This is a genomic window from Acidimicrobiia bacterium (genome assembly GCA_041394025.1).
Classification (GTDB): Bacteria; Actinomycetota; Acidimicrobiia; order IMCC26256; family JAOSJL01; genus JAOSJL01.
Genome location: JAWKJA010000004.1, coordinates 83,651 through 100,124, shown reverse-complemented (window position 1 = coordinate 100,124; position 16,474 = coordinate 83,651). Strand labels below are relative to the sequence as shown.

Sequence of the window (16,474 nt, the reverse complement as noted above, 5' to 3'; positions counted from 1 at the left end):
ACCGCAGGTCAGGGCCGTCAATTTCACTACCCCCACACTACCAGACGGCACCCCCGAACCGGGGGTTTCAGGACCCGGGTTTCACGACGAAGCGCAGCCTCTCGACGGCATTCGAGGCGGTGGCCTCGCGCACGGCGTCGCGGAGGTCGTCGTGGCGGTAGCGCAGCTCCGTGACCCATCCCGGCTGGTCGACCCCGATGGTGAGGCACCCGTCACGCAGGCCGAGCGGGCGCGCGTGCGCTGCGATGTGCTCCCCCACGATCCGGGGCCAGTCGCCCACCACCGTGGCCAGCACCTGCGGGTCCGACAGCCCCAGCTCGCGACTCACGGCGGCGAGGCCGTCCACGACGGGCCGCGGGTCGTCGTCGGGACGGTTCCGTCGCGGGCCTCGGGCGGTCACGCAACGTCCTCCAGGTGCCCCTCCCCCGCCACGACGTGCCGGTCGACGGCGATGCCCTCGGGCAGGCGACCCGCCGTTGTCACGATGGTCTGTCCGGCCGGGAGGTGCTCGACGAGTGCCGCGGCGCGCCGGTCGTCGAGCTCGCTGAACACGTCGTCGAGCAGCAGCACCGGGTCGTCGTCGGTGTCGGCGGCCACGAGGCGGTGGCCACCGAGGCGCAACGCCAGCGCCAACGTCCGCTGCTCGCCCTGGGAGGCGTGGGTGCGCGAGGCGAGACCGCCGATGCTGCAGTCGAGGTCGTCGCGCTGGGGACCGACGAGCGTGACGCCGCGGTCACGTTCGCGCCCACGCGCCGCTGCCAACGCGTCGGCGAGGGAGCCTGCGGGATCCGCCGGCTCGGAGAGCCACTCACTGGCGTAGGTGGCCCGCACGGGTGTGTCGGCCTCGGCGAGTGCCCGGTAGGCCTCGACCAGGTGGGGCTCGAGGCGTCGTACGAGATCCAGACGCGCAGCCACGACGGCTCCCCCCACCTCGGTGAGTTGCCGGTCGAACACGTCGAGAGTGTGGATCGCCTCCGAGTCGCGCGCCCGCGACTTGAGCAGGGCGTTGCGCTGCCTGAGCACCCGCTCGAGATCCCGACGTGTCGCAGCGAAACGCGGCGTGAGCTCCGTGAGGATCCCGTCGAGGAGATCACGTCGCAACGACGGGCCGCCCTTCACGACCATCAGGTCGTCGGGGGAGAACACGGTCGTGCGCAGGACACCGACGCGGTCGGCAACGCGCGTGATGCGGTTCCCGTCGACGAGGACCCGGCTGCGTCCCGACGAGGGGATCTCCGCCTCGATGCGGCGGCGGCGCTCATCGGCGTTCACCCCGACACGGACGATCGCCGCATCGGCACCGTGTGCGACGAGGACCGCGTCGGGAACGCCCCGGAGCGAGCGCCCGGTGGCGGCCCACGTGATGCCCTCCAGGAGGCTGGTCTTGCCCTGCCCGTTGGCTCCCGTGACGACGGTGCACCCGGAAGGAAACTCGACGTCCACCTCGTGGTAACACCGAAAGTCGCTGAGATAGAGGGAACTCACGCGCACGGCGTACTCCCCCGGCGTGGTGCGACCGCCGGTGCTCTCAGGAGATCCGCACCGGCATGAGCAGGTAGAGGAAGTCGTCGCCTCCGTCACTCGGCCGCAGCGTCGCCGGCTTCAGGGGGTCGAGGCACTCGATCACGACCTCGCTCACGTCACCGGCCGCCTGGATGCCGTCGAGGAGGAACTCGGGGTTGAAGGCGACCGTGAGCTCGGCGTCGGTGCCCTCGAACTTGGCGTCGATGGTCTCGCGCGCCTCGCCGACCTCCTGGGCGACAGCTGACAGCTCCGTTCCCTCGGGGGTCATGCGCATCCGCACCGGTGAGTTGTCGCGGCCCTGTCCGACCAGTCGGACGCGTTTGCACGCCTCCGACAGGATCTCACGGTCGACGGTGAGCCTGTTGGGGTAGTCGCTCGGGATGAGCTGCTCGTAGTTGGGGAACTCGCCTTCGATGAGGCGCGTCGTGACCTGCGCGCCGTCGACGCGAAAGACCGCTTCCCGCTCGGAAAAGACGACCTCGAGCTCGCCGTCGCCGAGCAATCGCTGGACCTCACCGAGGCCCTTCGCCGGCACGAGGACGCTCTGACCCTCCTCGAGCATCGTGACGCCGGGGAGGTCACGCACCGCGAGGCGGTAAGAGTCGGTGGCGACGAGCCGAAGACCGTCGCCGGTGGCGGTGAGCAGGACACCGGTGAGGATCGGCCGGGCGTCGTCGCGTGACGCCGCCGAGATCACCTGCTGGAGCGCTGTCGCGAGGACCGCGGCGTCGGTCGTGACGGCGTTGCCGGTGACGTCGGGGAGTCGCGGGAAGTCCTCGGTGGGAAGCACCCGGAGAGCGAACTTCGAGGGCCCGGCCGAGATCCGGGCCTCGTCGTCGGCGATCTCGACGGCCACCGACCCCGGGTCGAGCGAGCGCACGACCTCCGCGAGGAGTTTGGCGGGGATCACCGCCATGCCACCGTCGGCCACGTCGGCGGGCGCGGTGACCCGCACGGTGAGCTCGAGGTCGGAGCCGACCAGTTCCACCGAACTGTCGGACGCGGTGATCCGCAGCCCGGAGAGCACGGGCAGGACTCCCGTTCGGGACGCCACCGCGCGTTGAGCGGTGGTGATGGCGTCGGCCAGTGCGTCACGTTCACAGCGGAACTTCACGTTCCCCCTCCCTCGGGTTTCAAAGAACAAGAAATATGTAGAGGTAGTAGTAGCACCTGTGGATTGTGGATGACCGTGCATCCGTGCAGGTCAGGGGCGAGATCAGTCCTCACATGGAGTCCACAGGTGTCCACAGTGCGTGAACCCGGAAGCGTGGAACCACAAGACTTTCCCACGGACAGCACCTGATGTCCCCAGGTGTCCACAGGGTTATCCACCGGGAGGTTACTCACCGGTACCGAGCCGGATACGGCGGATCAGCTCGTTGACCTGGTTGAAGATCGTGCGACGCTCCGCCATCTGACCACGGATCTTCTCGACCGCGTGCATGACCGTGGTGTGGTCGCGCCCGCCGAACTCCTCGGCGATCTTGGGGTAGCTGTAGTCGGTGAGCTCGCGGAACACGTACATCCCGATCTGGCGCGCCGTCACGAGCGGTCGCCGCCTGCTCTTGCCGATGAGCTCCTCGATGGGCCAGCCGAACATCTCGGCGGTCTCCTCGAGGATCAGCTGCGGTGTGATGACCCGTGGCTGTGACGTCGGCACGAGGTCGGAGAGAACCTCACGGGCGACCGTCTCGGTGAGGGGTGCCTGGTTGAGGCTGGAGTAGGCCGTGACCCGGATGAGGGCCCCCTCCAGCTCCCGGACGTTGTTGGTGACCTGGTTGGCGATGAACTCCAGAACGGGTGCGGGGATCTCGCCGAAGTGCTCGGACTCGGCCTTGGTGCGGAGAATGGCGAGACGGGTCTCGAACTCGGGGGGTTGGATGTCGGTGGTGAGGCCCCACTCGAACCGGGACCGGAGTCGGTCCTCGAGCGTGGCAATCGACTTGGGCGAGCGGTCCGAGCAGATCACGATCTGGCTGTCGCCACCGTGCAGCGAGTTGAAGGTGTGGAAGAACTCCTCTTGGAGCTGCTGGGATCGCTCGAGGAACTGGATGTCGTCGATCAACAGGACGTCGACGTCGCGGTAGCGACGCTTGAAACCCGGGGTGGTGTTGGTCCGGATGGCGTCGACGAACTCGTTCATGAACGTCTCCGTCGAGACGTAGCGGACACGCTTGTCGGGGAACACCTCGTGGACGTGGTGGCCGATGGCGTGGAGGAGGTGCGTCTTGCCCAGGCCGGCGCCACCGTAGATGAAGAGGGGGTTGTAAGACCGTGCGGGAGCCTCGGCCACCGACAGGGCCGCCGCGTGCGCGAAGCGGTTCGACGTGCCGATCACGAAGTGGTCGAAGCGGTAGCGGGGGTTCAGTGACCCGGCCGGCCAGGTGGGCGTCGTGTCGTCGGTGACGCCGGTCGTTGCCGACGCGACGTCGCTCGGCTCGGGCGAGACGTCCTCGGGGCGAAGCGCCGCGGCGCCGTCGCCGGGCGCGGTACGCACGACGAGCTCGACGTCGAGATCGTGGCCGCACGAGCGGACCGCCTCGCGCAGCTCCTCCATGTAGCCGGAGTTGACCCTGTCACGCACCACCGAGCTCGGGACGCCGAGCACCAGGGTGCCGTCCTCGAAGTCGACGGCCTCGACTCCCTGGAACCACGTGTTCCAGGCTGCGGCGGGAACCGTGCCCTCGAGGGCCGAGGCCGCCTCCCGCCAGAGGGTGTCGGCGGTTGCGTCGCCGTTGTGTTGGTTGTCCACAGGGCCGTCCACAGGTGTGGAGAAGAAAGACGGAGGCGGGGTTCCGCCTCCGTTCAGGGCAGGTGGGTCGGGGTGTCGGTGGGACGTGTCGAGGTCGTCGGGGCGCGACCAGCGGAACCTAACACCGCCACCCCCGGCCGACAAGGGCCGGAGTCAACGGGTGACGCACCCGCGCTGCGTTGCGGGAAACCGCCCGGTGCCCGTAGACTCTGGCGCTCACACCGGGTGTGCGTCACCATCCGCGACGCCACCACCAGAGCTCCCGGCGGGCCTGCCGTCACGACGGTCCGCCGGCCACCACAGATCGAAGGCCCTCGTTGAAGCGCACGTACCAACCCAACAACCGGCGGCGCAAGCGTCGCCACGGATTCCGAACGCGCTCCCGCACCCGTGGTGGGCGTGCCGTCCTCCGGGCACGCCGACGCCGCGGCCGACGCCGTCTCTCGGCCTGATCGAATCCGTCCGCGACCGTGCGACCTTCCAGGCGCTCGCCCGGGCCCGACGGCACAGACGCGGCCCCATCACCGTGAGTGCCGTCGCTGCTACTCAACGCGGTCCGGCCGTGGCGTACGCCGTGAGGCGGGACATCGGCTCGGCGCCGGTGCGCAACCGGGTCCGACGGCGGTTGCGTGCCCTGATGAGGGAGCACGAGGGCGATCTCGACGTCGGCCACGCCTACCTCGTCAGCGCCGGGCAGGGTGCCCAGGATCTGACATTCCGCCAGCTCGATCGCTCGCTGAGCGAGATCCTACGAGGCGTCGCCTCCGAACAGGGGTCGAAGCGATGAACGACGTTCGAGGCCCTGGCGTGTCGTGCCCCGATCCGGGCGACCCTGATCGCGACCGCCGCCGCTCGCCGCTCGCCGCCGCCGTTCTCCGGTTCGTCAAGCTCTACCGGACGGTGAGTTCCGGTACACAGCCCCACTGCCGGTATCTCCCCACCTGCTCGGCCTACGCCGAGGAGGCCGTCCGGACCCACGGCGCCCTCAGGGGCGGATGGATGGCGACGAAGCGGATCTCGCGTTGCCACCCCCTCGGAGGGACGGGCTACGACCCCGTGCCGGGAACGGACCCCGACTACGAGGCCCGCAACCCCCGGCGACGCCCGCGACGGCGCCGGCCCGGCGCGGCCCCCCTGACGACGAAGGCTGTTGACGCATGATCCTCGGTGACATCTGGAACGGAATCCTCAATGGCCTCGGGGCGATCCTCGCGTTCTTCTATGCGATCGTCCCGAGCTACGGCCTGGCGATCATCGGGCTCACCGTCCTGTTGCGCCTCGTGCTGTTCCCGCTCACGGCCAAGCAGGCCCGCTCGATGCTCGCGATGCAGCGCATCCAGCCCGAGATCAAGAAGCTCCAGGCCAAGTACAAGAACGACCGGCAGCGTCTCAACGAAGAGACGATGGCGTTCTACAAGGAGAACAAGATCAACCCGCTGGCCGGGTGCCTGCCGCTACTCGCCCAGCTCCCGATCTTCATCGCCCTGTTCCGGATCCTGCGCAACCCGTTCGAGTACATCCCCGCCGGCTCGTCGCTCTACCAGGCGTTCTGCGGCGGCGTGTCGCCCGACAGCTGCAACCCCGTCGGCCTCGACTTCCTCGGTGTCGACCTGTCGCTGTCGGCCCAGGACCCCCACGGCTCGTTCCTGGCGGCGCTCCCCTACCTGGCCCTCGTGGCGCTCGTCGGCCTGAGCGGGTACCTCCAGTCGAAGCAGTCGATGCGCTACCAGGCGCAGGCGAACCCCCAGACCCAGATGATCGGCAAGCTCATGCCGATCATCTTCATGTTCATCTCCCTGTCGATGCCTGCGGGTGTTGTCCTCTACTTCTTCGTGAGCAACGTCTGGCAGATCGGCCAGCAGGAGATCATCTTCCGCCGTGAGGGCCAGGCGCCCCTCGTCCCGTCTGCACGGGAGCGCAAGGACTCGGGCCGCACCACCCCCTCGAAGAAGCCGGCCCCGGCCCTGTCGGCCTCCGACGCCGGCGGGTCGAAGGGATCCGGCGCCTCGGCGGCAGCGGCGGGCACGGGAACGAAGAGGGCCGGATCGAACAGGACAGGATCGAAGAAGCGGTCGGGATCGACGAAGAGGTCGGGATCGGGGTCGTCACGTTCGACCACCGGGGGCGACGGGAAGCGACGCGGGCCGGTCACCGGCAAGCAGGCCCCCTCCGACGGCTCACCGGACTCCCGGCCCCCCAGGAAGAAACGGACGTAGACCGATGGAATGGATCGAGATCACGGCGTCGACCGAGCACGAGGCGCTCGACCGGGCGCTCGACGAGTTGGGTGTGCATCGCGACGAGGCCGAGTGGGAGGTCGTCGAGGTGCAAAAGGCGCGCCTGGGAGGCCTCCTGGGTCGCAACGAGGCACGCGTGCGTGCCCGGGTCAAACCGGTGTCGCGGGACAAGCCCCAGACCCGGCGCGACCGGGGCGGCCGCTCGGGCGGCCGCGGCCGGCGTGGCGGCGAGAACCGTTCCTCGAAACAGGGCGACGCCGCGAAGGGCGGGCGCCGGGGTGGCGGAGGAAACGGCGGGACCAGCCGCCCGAAAGCCGAGCGCGGCAGCGGCCAGGGCCGCACGCGCGGCCCCGACGCCGGAGCGGAGTCTCCGGGCGACGGGGCCCCGACCGGTGCCGGCAGGCGGCGACGCGGCCGCTCCGGTGGCGGCGGTCGGGGGGCCCGTGCGGACAGCCCGGCCACGGGCGGCTCCCGCAAGGACGACGCCCGCACCGGGAAGGGTCGAGGCGGCAACAACCCCGACGGGAAGGCCGGTCGGGGTCGACGAGGAGGAGAAGCGGTGAGCGACGGCGACGAGCGCGACGAGGAGACGGTTCCGATCGACGAGCAGGCGGAGATCGCCGAGGACTTCGTCGAGGGGCTGGTCGACGCCTTCGAGGTGGATGCCGACATCGACGTCGACACCGACGACGATGACCGGGTCGTCTACGTCAGCGTCGAGGGAGGGGAGCTTGGCCTGCTGGTCGGGCCCGGCGGGGCCACGATCTCGGCGATCGAGGAGCTGACCCGCACGGTGCTCCAGCGCCGCACGGGTGGCCATGCCGCACGCGTGCGCGTGGACGTGGGCGGCTACAAGGCCCGTCGCCGTGAGGCCCTCGAGAAGTTCACCCACGAGCTCATCGACACGGTCAAGGAGTCGGGTCGGTCCCACGAGTTGGAGCCCATGAACGCCGCCGACCGTAAGACCGTCCATGGGGTGGCGGCCGGCGACGACAGCGTGACCACCTCCTCGGAGGGCGAGGAGCCGCGCCGCCGGGTGGTCATCCACCCCGCCTGACGTGACGCTCGACGAGGCGGCCCGCCGCCTCCTCGTCGCCGAGCTCGACGCGGCCCGTTCGCGAGGTGCGCTCGGCCCCGGGCCCGCCGAGGGGCACATCGATCATGCGCTCGCCTTCGCCCGAAGCGTCGAGCGCCCGCCCCCGTCACTCCTGGATCTGGGCAGCGGCGGTGGGCCCCCCGGGGTCGTCCTGGCGACGCTGTGGGCCGACACCTCGACCGTTCTGCTCGAGGCCTCCTCCCGTCGCTGCGCAGGGCTGCGCCTCGCCGTGAGCCGCCTCGGTATCTCGGGGCGGGTGACCGTGGCCGAGGGCAGGGCCGAGGAACTCGCCCACCGGCCCGAGTTCCGGGAGCGCTTCGCGATGGTGACCGCCCGGTCGTTCGGCCCGCCCTCTGTCACCGCGGAGTGCGGCTCGCCGTTCCTGGGAGCCGAGGGCCTCCTCGTGGTGAGTGAGCCACCCGATCCTGATCCCGCCCGGTGGCCGGTGGCCGGTCTCGAGCGAGTGGGTCTCAGGGATCTCGGGACCCTCGACCAGAGGGACGCCCACCTCCGAGTCCTGGGCCGAGTGGGGGTGCTGCCCGACGAGGTTCCCCGTGCCCGGGGCATCCCCGCGCGACGACCCCTCTGGGGTTAGCATGCGTCGACCGGACGTTCCACGTGGAACGTCTGAGTGTCGACCCGGACTTCAGGTTCCACGTGGAACATCCGCCGAGGCCTCGGCGGGGGCCAGCGAGGGAGAGCGAATGGCAAAGGATGGCCAGGAGGTCAAGAAGCGCGGGCGCAAGATCTTCGCGTCGCTGCGCCGGCACAGCGTCGATGCCCCACCCGTCGACGACGGCGACGACCAGGCCACGGAGGGCGGCCCGGCCGATGAGTTCGAGCCCACCGCCTCGGCCACCGAGGACGGCACCGGGGCCGACGGAGCGGACCGTGATCCCGCAGTCAGCGACGACGCGCCCGTGAGCGAGCCCGGAGCCGAGACGCCACCACCGGGACAGACCGCCACGACGGGTGCCGACGCCGGGCGGCCCGACAGCGGCGCGGAGGCGGCTTTCCCCGGATCCGAAGGCCTGGGGGAGGCCGGCGTCGCCGGAGACCTCGGTCCGATGGAGCTCCCCCGGGTCGTGGCCATCGCCAACCAGAAGGGCGGCGTCGGCAAGACCACCACCACCGTCAACCTGGGCGCGGCCCTGGCCGAACTGGGCTACCGGGTGCTCGTGGTGGACCTCGACCCGCAGGGGAACGCCACCACCGGCCTGGGTATCAACGCCCGGGACCTCCAGAGCTCGGTCTACGACGTCATCATGTCGGACGCCCCGGTCGAGGACTGTATCGAGGCCACGAGCCTGAAGGACCTGTATCTGGTCCCGGCCACGATCGACCTCTCGGGAGCCGAGATCGAGCTGGTCCCCGCCTTCTCCCGGGAGCTCAAGCTGCGCCGGGCCCTCGAGACGGTCAAGGACGAGTACGACTTCACCCTCATCGACTGCCCGCCGTCGCTGGGGCTGCTGACGATCAACGGGCTCGCCGCCGCCGACGACGTGATCGTCCCCATCCAGTGCGAGTACTACGCCCTGGAGGGTCTGGGACAGCTCCTGCGCAACGTGACCCTGGTACGGGGGAGCCTCAACCCGACCCTCGACGTCCGGGGCATCGTCTTGACCATGTACGACGGCAGGACCCGCCTGGCCGAGCAGGTCGAGTCGGAGGTCCGCTCCCACTTCGGACCCAAGGTCTACGAGACCGTGATTCCCCGGACCGTGCGCCTCGGCGAGGCGCCGTCGTTCGGGCAGCCGATCATCGTGTTCGATCCGACGTCCCGGGGGGCGACCACCTACCGGGACCTGGCCAAGGAAGTGAGCGATGGCACGACAGGGCGGGCTGGGTAAGGGCCTGGGGGCCCTCATCCCGGCCGAGGGCGGGCCGGCGACGGGCGGGCTCCAGGAGATCCCACTCTCGGCGATCCAGACCAACAAGTTCCAGCCCCGGCGGCACTTCGACGAGGAGCGCCTCTCCGAGCTGGCCGAGTCGATCCGCGAGGTGGGCGTCCTCCAGCCGGTGCTCGTGCGGCCGCGCCCCGACGACGGCTTCGAGCTCATCGCGGGCGAGCGTCGCTGCCGCGCCGCCAAGCGTGTGGGGCTCCAGACGATCCCCGCCGTGGTGCGCGAGTCCGACGACGCCGCCGCTCTCGAGCAGGCGCTCGTCGAGAACGTCCAGCGGACCGACCTCAACCCCATGGAGGAGGCCGCCGCCTACCAGACGCTCATCGAGGACTTCGGCCTCACCCACGAGGAGCTCGCCAAGAGGGTCGGGCGCAAGCGGGCCACGGTCACGAACACCCTGCGACTCCTCCAGTTGCCGCCCTCCATCCAGAAGCTCGTGCAGGAGCGCCGGATCGGTGCCGGCCACGCCCGGGCGCTGCTCGGGACGCCCGACCGTGCTTTCCAGGAACAGCTCGCACGACGCGCCGCTGCGGACGACCTGTCGGTACGCGACCTCGAGGAGTCGGTGCGTGCCCGTAACGGGGACAGCGCCGGCGCGGCGCCGGCGGCGTCACCTGCCACCAAGCGGCTCCGCCCGCCCGGGCTCCTGGAGCTCGAGGAGCTGCTGGGTGACCACCTCGACACCCGCGTCACCGTGACAATGACCGCCAAGCGCGGGAAGGTGGCGATCGAGTTCTCCGATCTGGCGGACCTGGAGCGGATCTACCGCAGGATGACCGACGACGAGTAGTGCGCCGGTCGCCCCGGTCTACTCCTCGATGGGCTCCTCCACGCCCCGCTGGATCCCCCGCGCCACGGCGCGGCTCAGCACGCCGGCGTGGCCGACGAGGCGACCCATGGCGTCCACGTCGCCCGACTCCACGAGCTCGAGTACCACGGCGGGCATGCGAGTCTCGCGCAGCAATGCGTAGGTCCGGCCGGTGGCGTCACCTTTCCCCCAACCACAACTGGCAAGTTCTTCCAGAATCCGTACCGCCAGGTGCACGCCGGGCTCGGAGCGGTACCGGCCCGACTCGAAGTAGGAGCACCGGAACCCGGCACGATCGCCCGAGCGCAGCGACACGCACACGCCCGCCTCGAAACGGTTCGCCGCCGCGGCCGCCTCCGACTCGTCGACCGCCGAGCCTTCCACCACCGTGTCGGCACCCAGCCGGGCGAGGTCGCGCGCCACCGACTCACCGAATGCGACGAGCCCCGGCTCGTACACCACGTAGACACGCGTCCCGGGCAGGTTGCGGGATCGGCGCAGCGCCTCACGCTCCTTGAGGGCCGCCACGGAGCCGGCGGCCAGCGATCCCACCCGCCGGAGCTCGTCGAGGGTGGTGGGCCCGCAGATTGCGTCGGGCGTCAGCGCGGCGTTGTGCTGGAAGTCGACGAGTGCCCGCGCGGTGTCGTCGCCGAAGATGGCGTCCTCGCGTCCGGCGTCGAAGCCCAGGGCGTTGAGCTGGCGCTGGAGCTCGCCGACGTCGTCACCGCGCAGCATCGGGAGCCGCTGGTAGAGAAGTCGGTCGCCGAGTGAGTAGCCGCTCTCCACGAGCGCCGACCACGACTGCCGGCCACAGACCCCGTCGACGCGAAGTCCCCGCTGCGCCTGGAAGGCGCGCAGCGCCTCTTCGGTGGATGCTCCGAACACCCCGCGTTCCTCACCGACGTCGAACCCGGCACCCGTGAGGCGCACCTGGAGGTCGCGAACAGCCTCGCCCGTGTCGCCCGGCGAGATGGGATCGGTCAAGTGATGTGACCCGCGAGGTCTTCGAGCAGGGCCCCCTTGGGCTTGGCGCCCACGATCTGCTTCGCCGGTGTGTCGGACCGCCCGGCCTCGAACAGGAGAAGTGTCGGGATGCTCATCACGTTGAACCGGCGGGCGGTCTCGGGGTTGTCGTCGATGTTGAGCTTCGCGACGCGGAGCTTGCCGGCCTGGTCGGCTGCGATCTCGTCGAGGACGGGCGCCACCTGCTTGCACGGCCCGCACCACTCGGCCCAGAAGTCGACGAGGACCGGCGTGTCACTGGAGCCGACGATCTCGTCGAAGCTGCCGTCGGTCAGGGTCACGATGCCGTCAGACACAGGGTTTCCTCTCGCAAGGGGTGGTGGGTGGGTCTGGGGGGAAGGTTCGCGCACCGGCCGCGGGATTTCCCGACCGGCGCCGGACTCCGGCTCAGCCGAGGTCGCCCTGTGCCTCGAGCCACCGTTCGGCCTCGATCGCGGCCATGCAACCACTGCCGGCGGCGGTGACCGCCTGGCGGAACACGTGGTCCTGGACGTCACCGGCGGCGAAGACGCCGTCGACGGACGTGGCCGTGCTGTCGGGCGCGGTGACGATGTAGCCGAAGACGTCGAGGTCGAGTTGGCCGACGAAGAGGCCGGTGGTCGGATCGTGGCCGATCGCGACGAACAGACCGTCGACCTCGAGCGTCGACGTCTCCCCGGTCACCGTGCCGGTGAGCTCGAGGCTCTCGACGCGACCGTCACCGTTGACGGCGGTGACCGTGGCGTCCCAGATGAAGTCGATCTTGTCATTGGCGAAGGCACGCTCGGCGAGAATCTTCGACGCCCGCAACTCGTCGCGCCGGTGGATGACCGTCACGCGGGACGCGAACTTCGTGAGGAAGAGCGCCTCCTCGATGGCACTGTCGCCGCCGCCCACCACAGCGATCGGCTTGTCGCGGAAGAAGAAGCCGTCGCACGTCGCGCACGTCGACACGCCGTGGCCGAGCAGCTCCTTTTCGGAGTCGAGGCCCAGCATGCGGGCAGTGGCTCCCGTACTGATGATCACGGCGTCCGACGTGTGGTCCTCGCCGTCGACGGTGACCCGGAACGGGCGTTGGCAGAAGTCGACCGACTCGACGTCGGCTCCCACGATGCGGGTCCCGAAACGAAGCGCCTGCTCGCGGAAGTTCTTCATGAGGTCGGGGCCCATGATGCCGTCGGGGAACCCCGGGTAGTTCTCGACGTCGGTGGTGAGCATGAGCTGCCCACCCGCCTCGATGCCCTCGAACATCAGCGGCTCGAGGTTGGCCCGCGACGCGTAGACCGCCGCGGTGAGACCGGCGGGCCCGGACCCGATGATGATGACCTTGCTGTGTGTGGGCATGTGGGCTCAGGACTCCTCGGAGGACCGCGCGGGGGGTGTTCCACGCTTCGTCCAGGCCAACACACCTCCGATCACGAGGATTCCGCCGATGATGAGGTACGAGGCCCACACACCGGCGGGGATCCAGATGTCGAGGAAGCGAAAGGCACCGACGGCGAGCAGGATCAGGGCGACCGACACGAAGAAGCCCACGAGGAGGCCGTAGACCACGGCCTTGGCGGCTGCGCGCGCCGGCACCACGGTGCGGTCGCGCACCGTCGCCACGACCTGCTCGACGGTGTCGGCTGCGTCGGCCGTCCAGTCGCTCATCGACGTGGAGGCTAGTCGGCGACTGTGAAGGCCTGCAGCGTGGGGAGGTCGCAGCGGTCGAGAGGGGCGGTCGCCACCGTCACGATCGGGCCGGAGCGGGTGGCCACCACCACCTGGGGGGCGCCCTCGAGCGTGCCGGTGGCGCGCAGGACGGCCTCCCCGTCCGGGGGGAGAGTGCGCTCGACCCGGTCGGCGCACTCCTCGGGGGTCGCGGTGGCCGAGCGGGCCTCGGAGTCGGCGTCGGAGGACGTGATGTCGCTTTCGGGCTCGGGTGCCTGCTGTGCGAAGGCCGATGTCCCGTCGGAGACGGCGCCTTCCTCGGCATCGAGGGGCACGAGCGCCGCGCCGACGTTGTCGCTCACGACCGCGGCCACGTCACCGAGATCACCGAGATCGGTGAGTGCATCCGAGGTCTCGGTCGGCGCGCTTTCGGCTGCCATGTCGTCGGCATTCCCGGCGACAGTGTCGTCGCCGGAGTCGCCTGACTGCTGGGACAGCACCAGAGCACCGGCGATTCCGAGAAGGAAGATGGCCACCGCCGCAGCGCTCAGCGTGGCCACGCGGGCTGCGGGGCGCCTGTGGCCCGCCGTCGCGGCAGCGGGGGTGGAGTCCGTCTCGCGCAGCGCACCCGACACGAGCCGGCGACGCGTGACGTCGTCGAGCGGAACAGGAGCAGCCCCGGCCAGCGCCGAGCGCGCCGACACGAGCGACTCGCGGCGCTCGTCGTGGTCGGGAGCGCCCCTCACGGCGGCACGGAGGGCGAAGGGCCCGGCGCCCCACTCGTCGGCGACGTCGTCGAGGGCGCCGTCGAGCTCGGCGGAGATCGCCTCGTCGAGGAGCGCGTCGACGCCGGGTGCGGTGTAGTCGCCGTCGAGGAGGGCCTGGATGGCCGCGGTGTCAGTCATGGTGCGTCCCCTGTTGGACGTCGCCATCCCTGGAATAGTTCCCGAGAAGCGTCGCCAGGGCACGTCGCCCCCGTGCGATCCGGGAGCGGACAGTCCCGATCGGGACATCCAGGACAGCGGCGATCTCGGAGTAGTCGAGCTCCTCCATGTCGCGAAGCACCAGAGCCGCCCGGAAGTCGTCGGGCACCCGCTCGAGGGCGTGTTCGACGTCGATCCTGCTGGTGGCCGCCGACTCCGGGCCGGGGGACGGGGCCGGGACGTCGAGGGGCTCCTCGGTCGGCACGGGCCGACGCCCGCGACGACGCGTCTCCTCGATGGCGGCGTTCGTGGCCACGCGGTAGAGCCAGGTCGTGAACGCACTGCGGCCGTCGAAGCGGTCGATGCCGCGGGCAACGGCGATCATCGTCTCCTGAGCGGCGTCGAGGGTGTCGCTGGGATCGCGCACGATGCGGGCGCACAGCCGGTGGATACGGTCGGCGTGTCGCTCCAGCAGCAGCTCCAGCGCGCGGCGATCGCCACCGGATGCGGCTGTCGCCAGCACCGCGTCGGTGTCGGCGCTCGAGACCTCATCCGGTCGGCCCATCTGACTCAGGGAGCTTCGAGCCCGACCGTGGTCGTCGTCGGGGAGTCGCTCGTCGACGATTCCTGGACCGCCCATGCGATCGCCACGGCCGCACCGGCGACGGCGATGACGACGAGCAACCACGCCAGTGGGTTGGTGCGTCGCTTGCGCGGCGGCCGGTGGGGAGTGGGCCGGGGGGCGGGGCGCGGCGCCGGTGTGGGGGCGCGCCGTCGGGGTGCCGACTCGGGGGAGCGCCCTGCCGCGGCGTCGCGCAGCGCCGCCGCGAACTGGCCGGCGCTCTGGTAGCGCGCCGACGGCTCCCGGGCCAGCGCACGGAGGACCACCGCAGCGAGGGGAGCCGGCACCTCGGGGCGGAGCTCCTGCACCGGGCGTGGGTAGTTCGTGAGGCGCGCGGCAGCTGTGGCCATGTCGGTGTCGCGGGTGAACGGGACCTGGCCCGTGAGCATCTCGTAGAGGACGAGCCCGAGGGCATACACGTCGGTGCGCGCGTCGGTGCCGTGGCCCTGTGCCTGCTCGGGAGCGAGGTAGCGGGCCGTACCGATCACCATGCCGGTTCGGGTGAGGTCGGCGGACCCGGTGGCCTTGGCGATCCCGAAGTCGACCACCTGCACCCTGCCGTCGGCGCGCACGAGGATGTTGCCGGGCTTCACGTCCCGGTGGATCACGCCGTGTCGGTGGGCGTCCTCGAGGGCGTCGGCGACCTGGGCGGCGACGTCGGCGGCCACCCCCGGCGGCATCATTCCGCGGGCGTCGATCGCCCCGCGCAGGGTCTGGCCGTCGGCCAGCTCCATCACGATATAGGCCACACCGTCGTCGTCTCCCGTGTCGTAGGTGGCGACGATCCCGGGGTGCGAGAGGCGCGCGGCGGCCAGCGCCTCGTGGTGGAACCGCTCCCGGATCCCGGGGTCACGTGCGAGGTCGGCATGCAGGACCTTCACCGCCACGGGTCGCGACAGCAGTGTGTCCTCGGCGGTGAAGACGGTACCCATGCCACCCCCGGCCAGTTCCCGCGTGAGCCGGTAGCGGTTGTTCAGGACCGTGCCGACGGAGACCTTCTCAGCCACGGGTCCTGACGGTAGTGGTCCCCGCGGGGCAACGCCGGGACGGCGGGCTCACTCCTCGCCGGTCGTGAAGGTGATGCCGATCGCACCACGCCCGGAGTGGGTTCCGATCACCGGACCGATGGTGCTGACGAGGATGTCCTGGCCCGGGAGGACGGGACGCAACATCTCCAGGAAGTCGTCGAGATCATCGGCGTCGGCGTGCAGGACGCCGACGTGGTCGATCCGCTCCTCGGCGGCCTTGTCGACCAGCCACGCCAGGGACTTGCCGCGGGTGCGGACCTTGGCGAGCGGCGTGACCTCACCGTCCTCGAACGTGACGATCGGCTTGATCGACAGCATCGAACCGAGTAGTGCCTGTGCTCCACCGACGCGTCCCCCCTTGCGCAGGTTCTCGAGTGTGTCGAGCGTGGCGTACAGGCGCCCACGTTCCCGCTGGCTCTCGACGGCGGCAATGACAGCCTCGAGGTCGTCGCCGGCTGCGGCCCGCTCCGAAGCGACGATCGCCATGTTCCCGAGGACGAGCGACACGTTGAGCGAGTCGATGACCTCGACGTGCCCGCGTTCCGACACCGACGCAGCAGCGACTTCGGCGGCCTGCATCGTGGCGGAGAGACGAGATGCAAGGTTGATGCACACGATGGCGTCGGCGCCGTCGTCGAAGAGCTCGGTGAACACCTTCTCGAATGCGCCCGCAGAGGGCGCGGATGTTTCGGGCAGGGTGTCGCTGTTGGCGCAGCGCTCCCAGAAGGCCTCGTGGCTGAGCTCGAAACGGTCGACGAACTCGAGATCGCCGAAGCGGATCGTGAGTGGAACGATCCGGATGTTGTGCTTCTCGACCAGGTCGTCGGGAAGGTCGCACGCGCTGTCGGTCACGACTCGTATGTCCACGCTCAGTCCTCCTCGGGCGGGGTCGGCGTCGGGATCTCGGCACCCGCCACGGTATTGG

20 protein-coding genes are annotated in these 16,474 nt (G+C 70.4%); 8 read left to right on the top strand and 12 right to left on the bottom strand.

Features of this window, described 5'->3' with window-relative positions; translation table 11 throughout:
- Positions 1–67: 67 nt before the first annotated feature.
- From R3A49_12010 to dnaA, 4 genes are all read right to left on the bottom strand, one after another.
- On the bottom strand, positions 68–400 hold the full coding sequence (locus R3A49_12010; GenBank protein MEZ5171455.1) for a DUF721 domain-containing protein: 333 nt from the start codon (positions 398–400) through the stop codon (positions 68–70).
- Positions 397–1,491 (bottom strand): DNA replication and repair protein RecF, encoded by a 1,095-nt coding sequence (gene recF, locus R3A49_12005; GenBank protein MEZ5171454.1) that lies wholly within the window; start codon positions 1,489–1,491, stop codon positions 397–399. Before recF ends, R3A49_12010 begins: the two co-directional genes overlap by 4 nt.
- Before the next feature lie 37 nt (positions 1,492–1,528).
- Positions 1,529–2,638 (bottom strand): DNA polymerase III subunit beta, encoded by a 1,110-nt coding sequence (gene dnaN, locus R3A49_12000; protein ID MEZ5171453.1) that lies wholly within the window; start codon positions 2,636–2,638, stop codon positions 1,529–1,531.
- A 225-nt stretch (positions 2,639–2,863) separates the two neighbouring features.
- On the bottom strand, positions 2,864–4,276 hold the full coding sequence (gene dnaA, locus R3A49_11995; GenBank protein ID MEZ5171452.1) for a chromosomal replication initiator protein DnaA: 1,413 nt from the start codon (positions 4,274–4,276) through the stop codon (positions 2,864–2,866).
- 317 nt (positions 4,277–4,593) lie between these two features.
- On the opposite strand from dnaA, the gene rpmH reads away from it, so the two are divergent.
- From rpmH to R3A49_11955, 8 genes are all read left to right on the top strand, one after another.
- On the top strand, positions 4,594–4,728 hold the full coding sequence (gene rpmH, locus R3A49_11990; protein MEZ5171451.1) for a 50S ribosomal protein L34: 135 nt from the start codon (positions 4,594–4,596) through the stop codon (positions 4,726–4,728).
- Positions 4,725–5,063 (top strand): ribonuclease P protein component, encoded by a 339-nt coding sequence (gene rnpA, locus R3A49_11985; GenBank protein ID MEZ5171450.1) that lies wholly within the window; start codon positions 4,725–4,727, stop codon positions 5,061–5,063. Before rpmH ends, rnpA begins: the two co-directional genes overlap by 4 nt.
- A 20-nt stretch (positions 5,064–5,083) precedes the next feature.
- A complete protein-coding gene (yidD, locus tag R3A49_11980; GenBank protein ID MEZ5171449.1) occupies positions 5,084–5,437 on the top strand; it encodes a membrane protein insertion efficiency factor YidD in 354 nt (117 codons plus the stop codon).
- Entirely contained in the window at positions 5,434–6,492 is a 1,059-nt protein-coding gene (locus R3A49_11975; GenBank protein MEZ5171448.1) for a YidC/Oxa1 family membrane protein insertase, read from the top strand. Before yidD ends, R3A49_11975 begins: the two co-directional genes overlap by 4 nt.
- Positions 6,493–6,496: 4 nt before the next feature.
- A complete protein-coding gene (gene jag / locus R3A49_11970; protein ID MEZ5171447.1) occupies positions 6,497–7,570 on the top strand; it encodes an RNA-binding cell elongation regulator Jag/EloR in 1,074 nt (357 codons plus the stop codon).
- Between the two features lies 1 nt (position 7,571).
- Positions 7,572–8,204 (top strand): RsmG family class I SAM-dependent methyltransferase, encoded by a 633-nt coding sequence (locus R3A49_11965; GenBank protein MEZ5171446.1) that lies wholly within the window; start codon positions 7,572–7,574, stop codon positions 8,202–8,204.
- A gap of 472 nt (positions 8,205–8,676) precedes the next feature.
- Positions 8,677–9,459: an AAA family ATPase gene (locus R3A49_11960; protein ID MEZ5171445.1), complete on the top strand. Its 783-nt coding sequence runs from the start codon at positions 8,677–8,679 to the stop codon at positions 9,457–9,459.
- Positions 9,434–10,303 (top strand): ParB/RepB/Spo0J family partition protein, encoded by an 870-nt coding sequence (locus R3A49_11955; protein ID MEZ5171444.1) that lies wholly within the window; start codon positions 9,434–9,436, stop codon positions 10,301–10,303. Before R3A49_11960 ends, R3A49_11955 begins: the two co-directional genes overlap by 26 nt.
- Before the next feature lie 18 nt (positions 10,304–10,321).
- Here R3A49_11955 and R3A49_11950 read toward each other — a convergent pair whose 3' ends face one another.
- From R3A49_11950 to R3A49_11915, 8 genes are all read right to left on the bottom strand, one after another.
- Positions 10,322–11,305, bottom strand: coding sequence for a peptidoglycan-binding protein (locus R3A49_11950; GenBank protein ID MEZ5171443.1), 984 nt, complete (start codon positions 11,303–11,305; stop codon positions 10,322–10,324).
- A complete protein-coding gene (gene trxA, locus R3A49_11945) occupies positions 11,302–11,640 on the bottom strand; it encodes a thioredoxin (GenBank protein MEZ5171442.1) in 339 nt (112 codons plus the stop codon). Before trxA ends, R3A49_11950 begins: the two co-directional genes overlap by 4 nt.
- Positions 11,641–11,731: 91 nt before the next feature.
- Entirely contained in the window at positions 11,732–12,667 is a 936-nt protein-coding gene (trxB, locus tag R3A49_11940; protein ID MEZ5171441.1) for a thioredoxin-disulfide reductase, read from the bottom strand.
- A gap of 6 nt (positions 12,668–12,673) precedes the next feature.
- Positions 12,674–12,976 (bottom strand): phage holin family protein, encoded by a 303-nt coding sequence (locus R3A49_11935; GenBank protein ID MEZ5171440.1) that lies wholly within the window; start codon positions 12,974–12,976, stop codon positions 12,674–12,676.
- 11 nt (positions 12,977–12,987) lie between these two features.
- Entirely contained in the window at positions 12,988–13,881 is an 894-nt protein-coding gene (locus tag R3A49_11930; protein ID MEZ5171439.1) for a hypothetical protein, read from the bottom strand.
- Complete coding sequence (locus R3A49_11925; protein MEZ5171438.1) at positions 13,874–14,464, bottom strand: sigma-70 family RNA polymerase sigma factor; 591 nt, start codon at positions 14,462–14,464, stop codon at positions 13,874–13,876. The genes R3A49_11930 and R3A49_11925 overlap by 8 nt, the downstream gene beginning before the upstream one ends.
- 5 nt (positions 14,465–14,469) lie before the next feature.
- Positions 14,470–15,528 carry a protein kinase gene (locus tag R3A49_11920; GenBank protein ID MEZ5171437.1) on the bottom strand — a complete coding sequence of 353 codons (1,059 nt, stop codon included), beginning with the start codon at positions 15,526–15,528 and terminating at the stop codon, positions 14,470–14,472.
- A gap of 48 nt (positions 15,529–15,576) precedes the next feature.
- Positions 15,577–16,416, bottom strand: coding sequence for a DegV family protein (locus tag R3A49_11915; protein ID MEZ5171436.1), 840 nt, complete (start codon positions 16,414–16,416; stop codon positions 15,577–15,579).
- Between the last annotated feature and the right edge of the window lie 58 nt (positions 16,417–16,474).

What these genes read in the sequence shown, in the direction of transcription:
- R3A49_11925 (MEZ5171438.1), bottom strand. Translation starts at nt 14,464, where the DNA reads ATGGGCCGACCGGATGAGGTCTCGAGCGCCGACACCGACGCGGTGCTG.
- trxB (MEZ5171441.1), bottom strand. Translation starts at nt 12,667, where the DNA reads ATGCCCACACACAGCAAGGTCATCATCATCGGGTCCGGGCCCGCCGGT.
- R3A49_11975 (MEZ5171448.1), top strand. Translation starts at nt 5,434, where the DNA reads ATGATCCTCGGTGACATCTGGAACGGAATCCTCAATGGCCTCGGGGCG.
- R3A49_11935 (MEZ5171440.1), bottom strand. Translation starts at nt 12,976, where the DNA reads ATGAGCGACTGGACGGCCGACGCAGCCGACACCGTCGAGCAGGTCGTG.
- jag (MEZ5171447.1), top strand. Translation starts at nt 6,497, where the DNA reads ATGGAATGGATCGAGATCACGGCGTCGACCGAGCACGAGGCGCTCGAC.
- R3A49_11955 (MEZ5171444.1), top strand. Translation starts at nt 9,434, where the DNA reads ATGGCACGACAGGGCGGGCTGGGTAAGGGCCTGGGGGCCCTCATCCCG.
- R3A49_11960 (MEZ5171445.1), top strand. Translation starts at nt 8,677, where the DNA reads ATGGAGCTCCCCCGGGTCGTGGCCATCGCCAACCAGAAGGGCGGCGTC.
- R3A49_11930 (MEZ5171439.1), bottom strand. Translation starts at nt 13,881, where the DNA reads ATGACTGACACCGCGGCCATCCAGGCCCTCCTCGACGGCGACTACACC.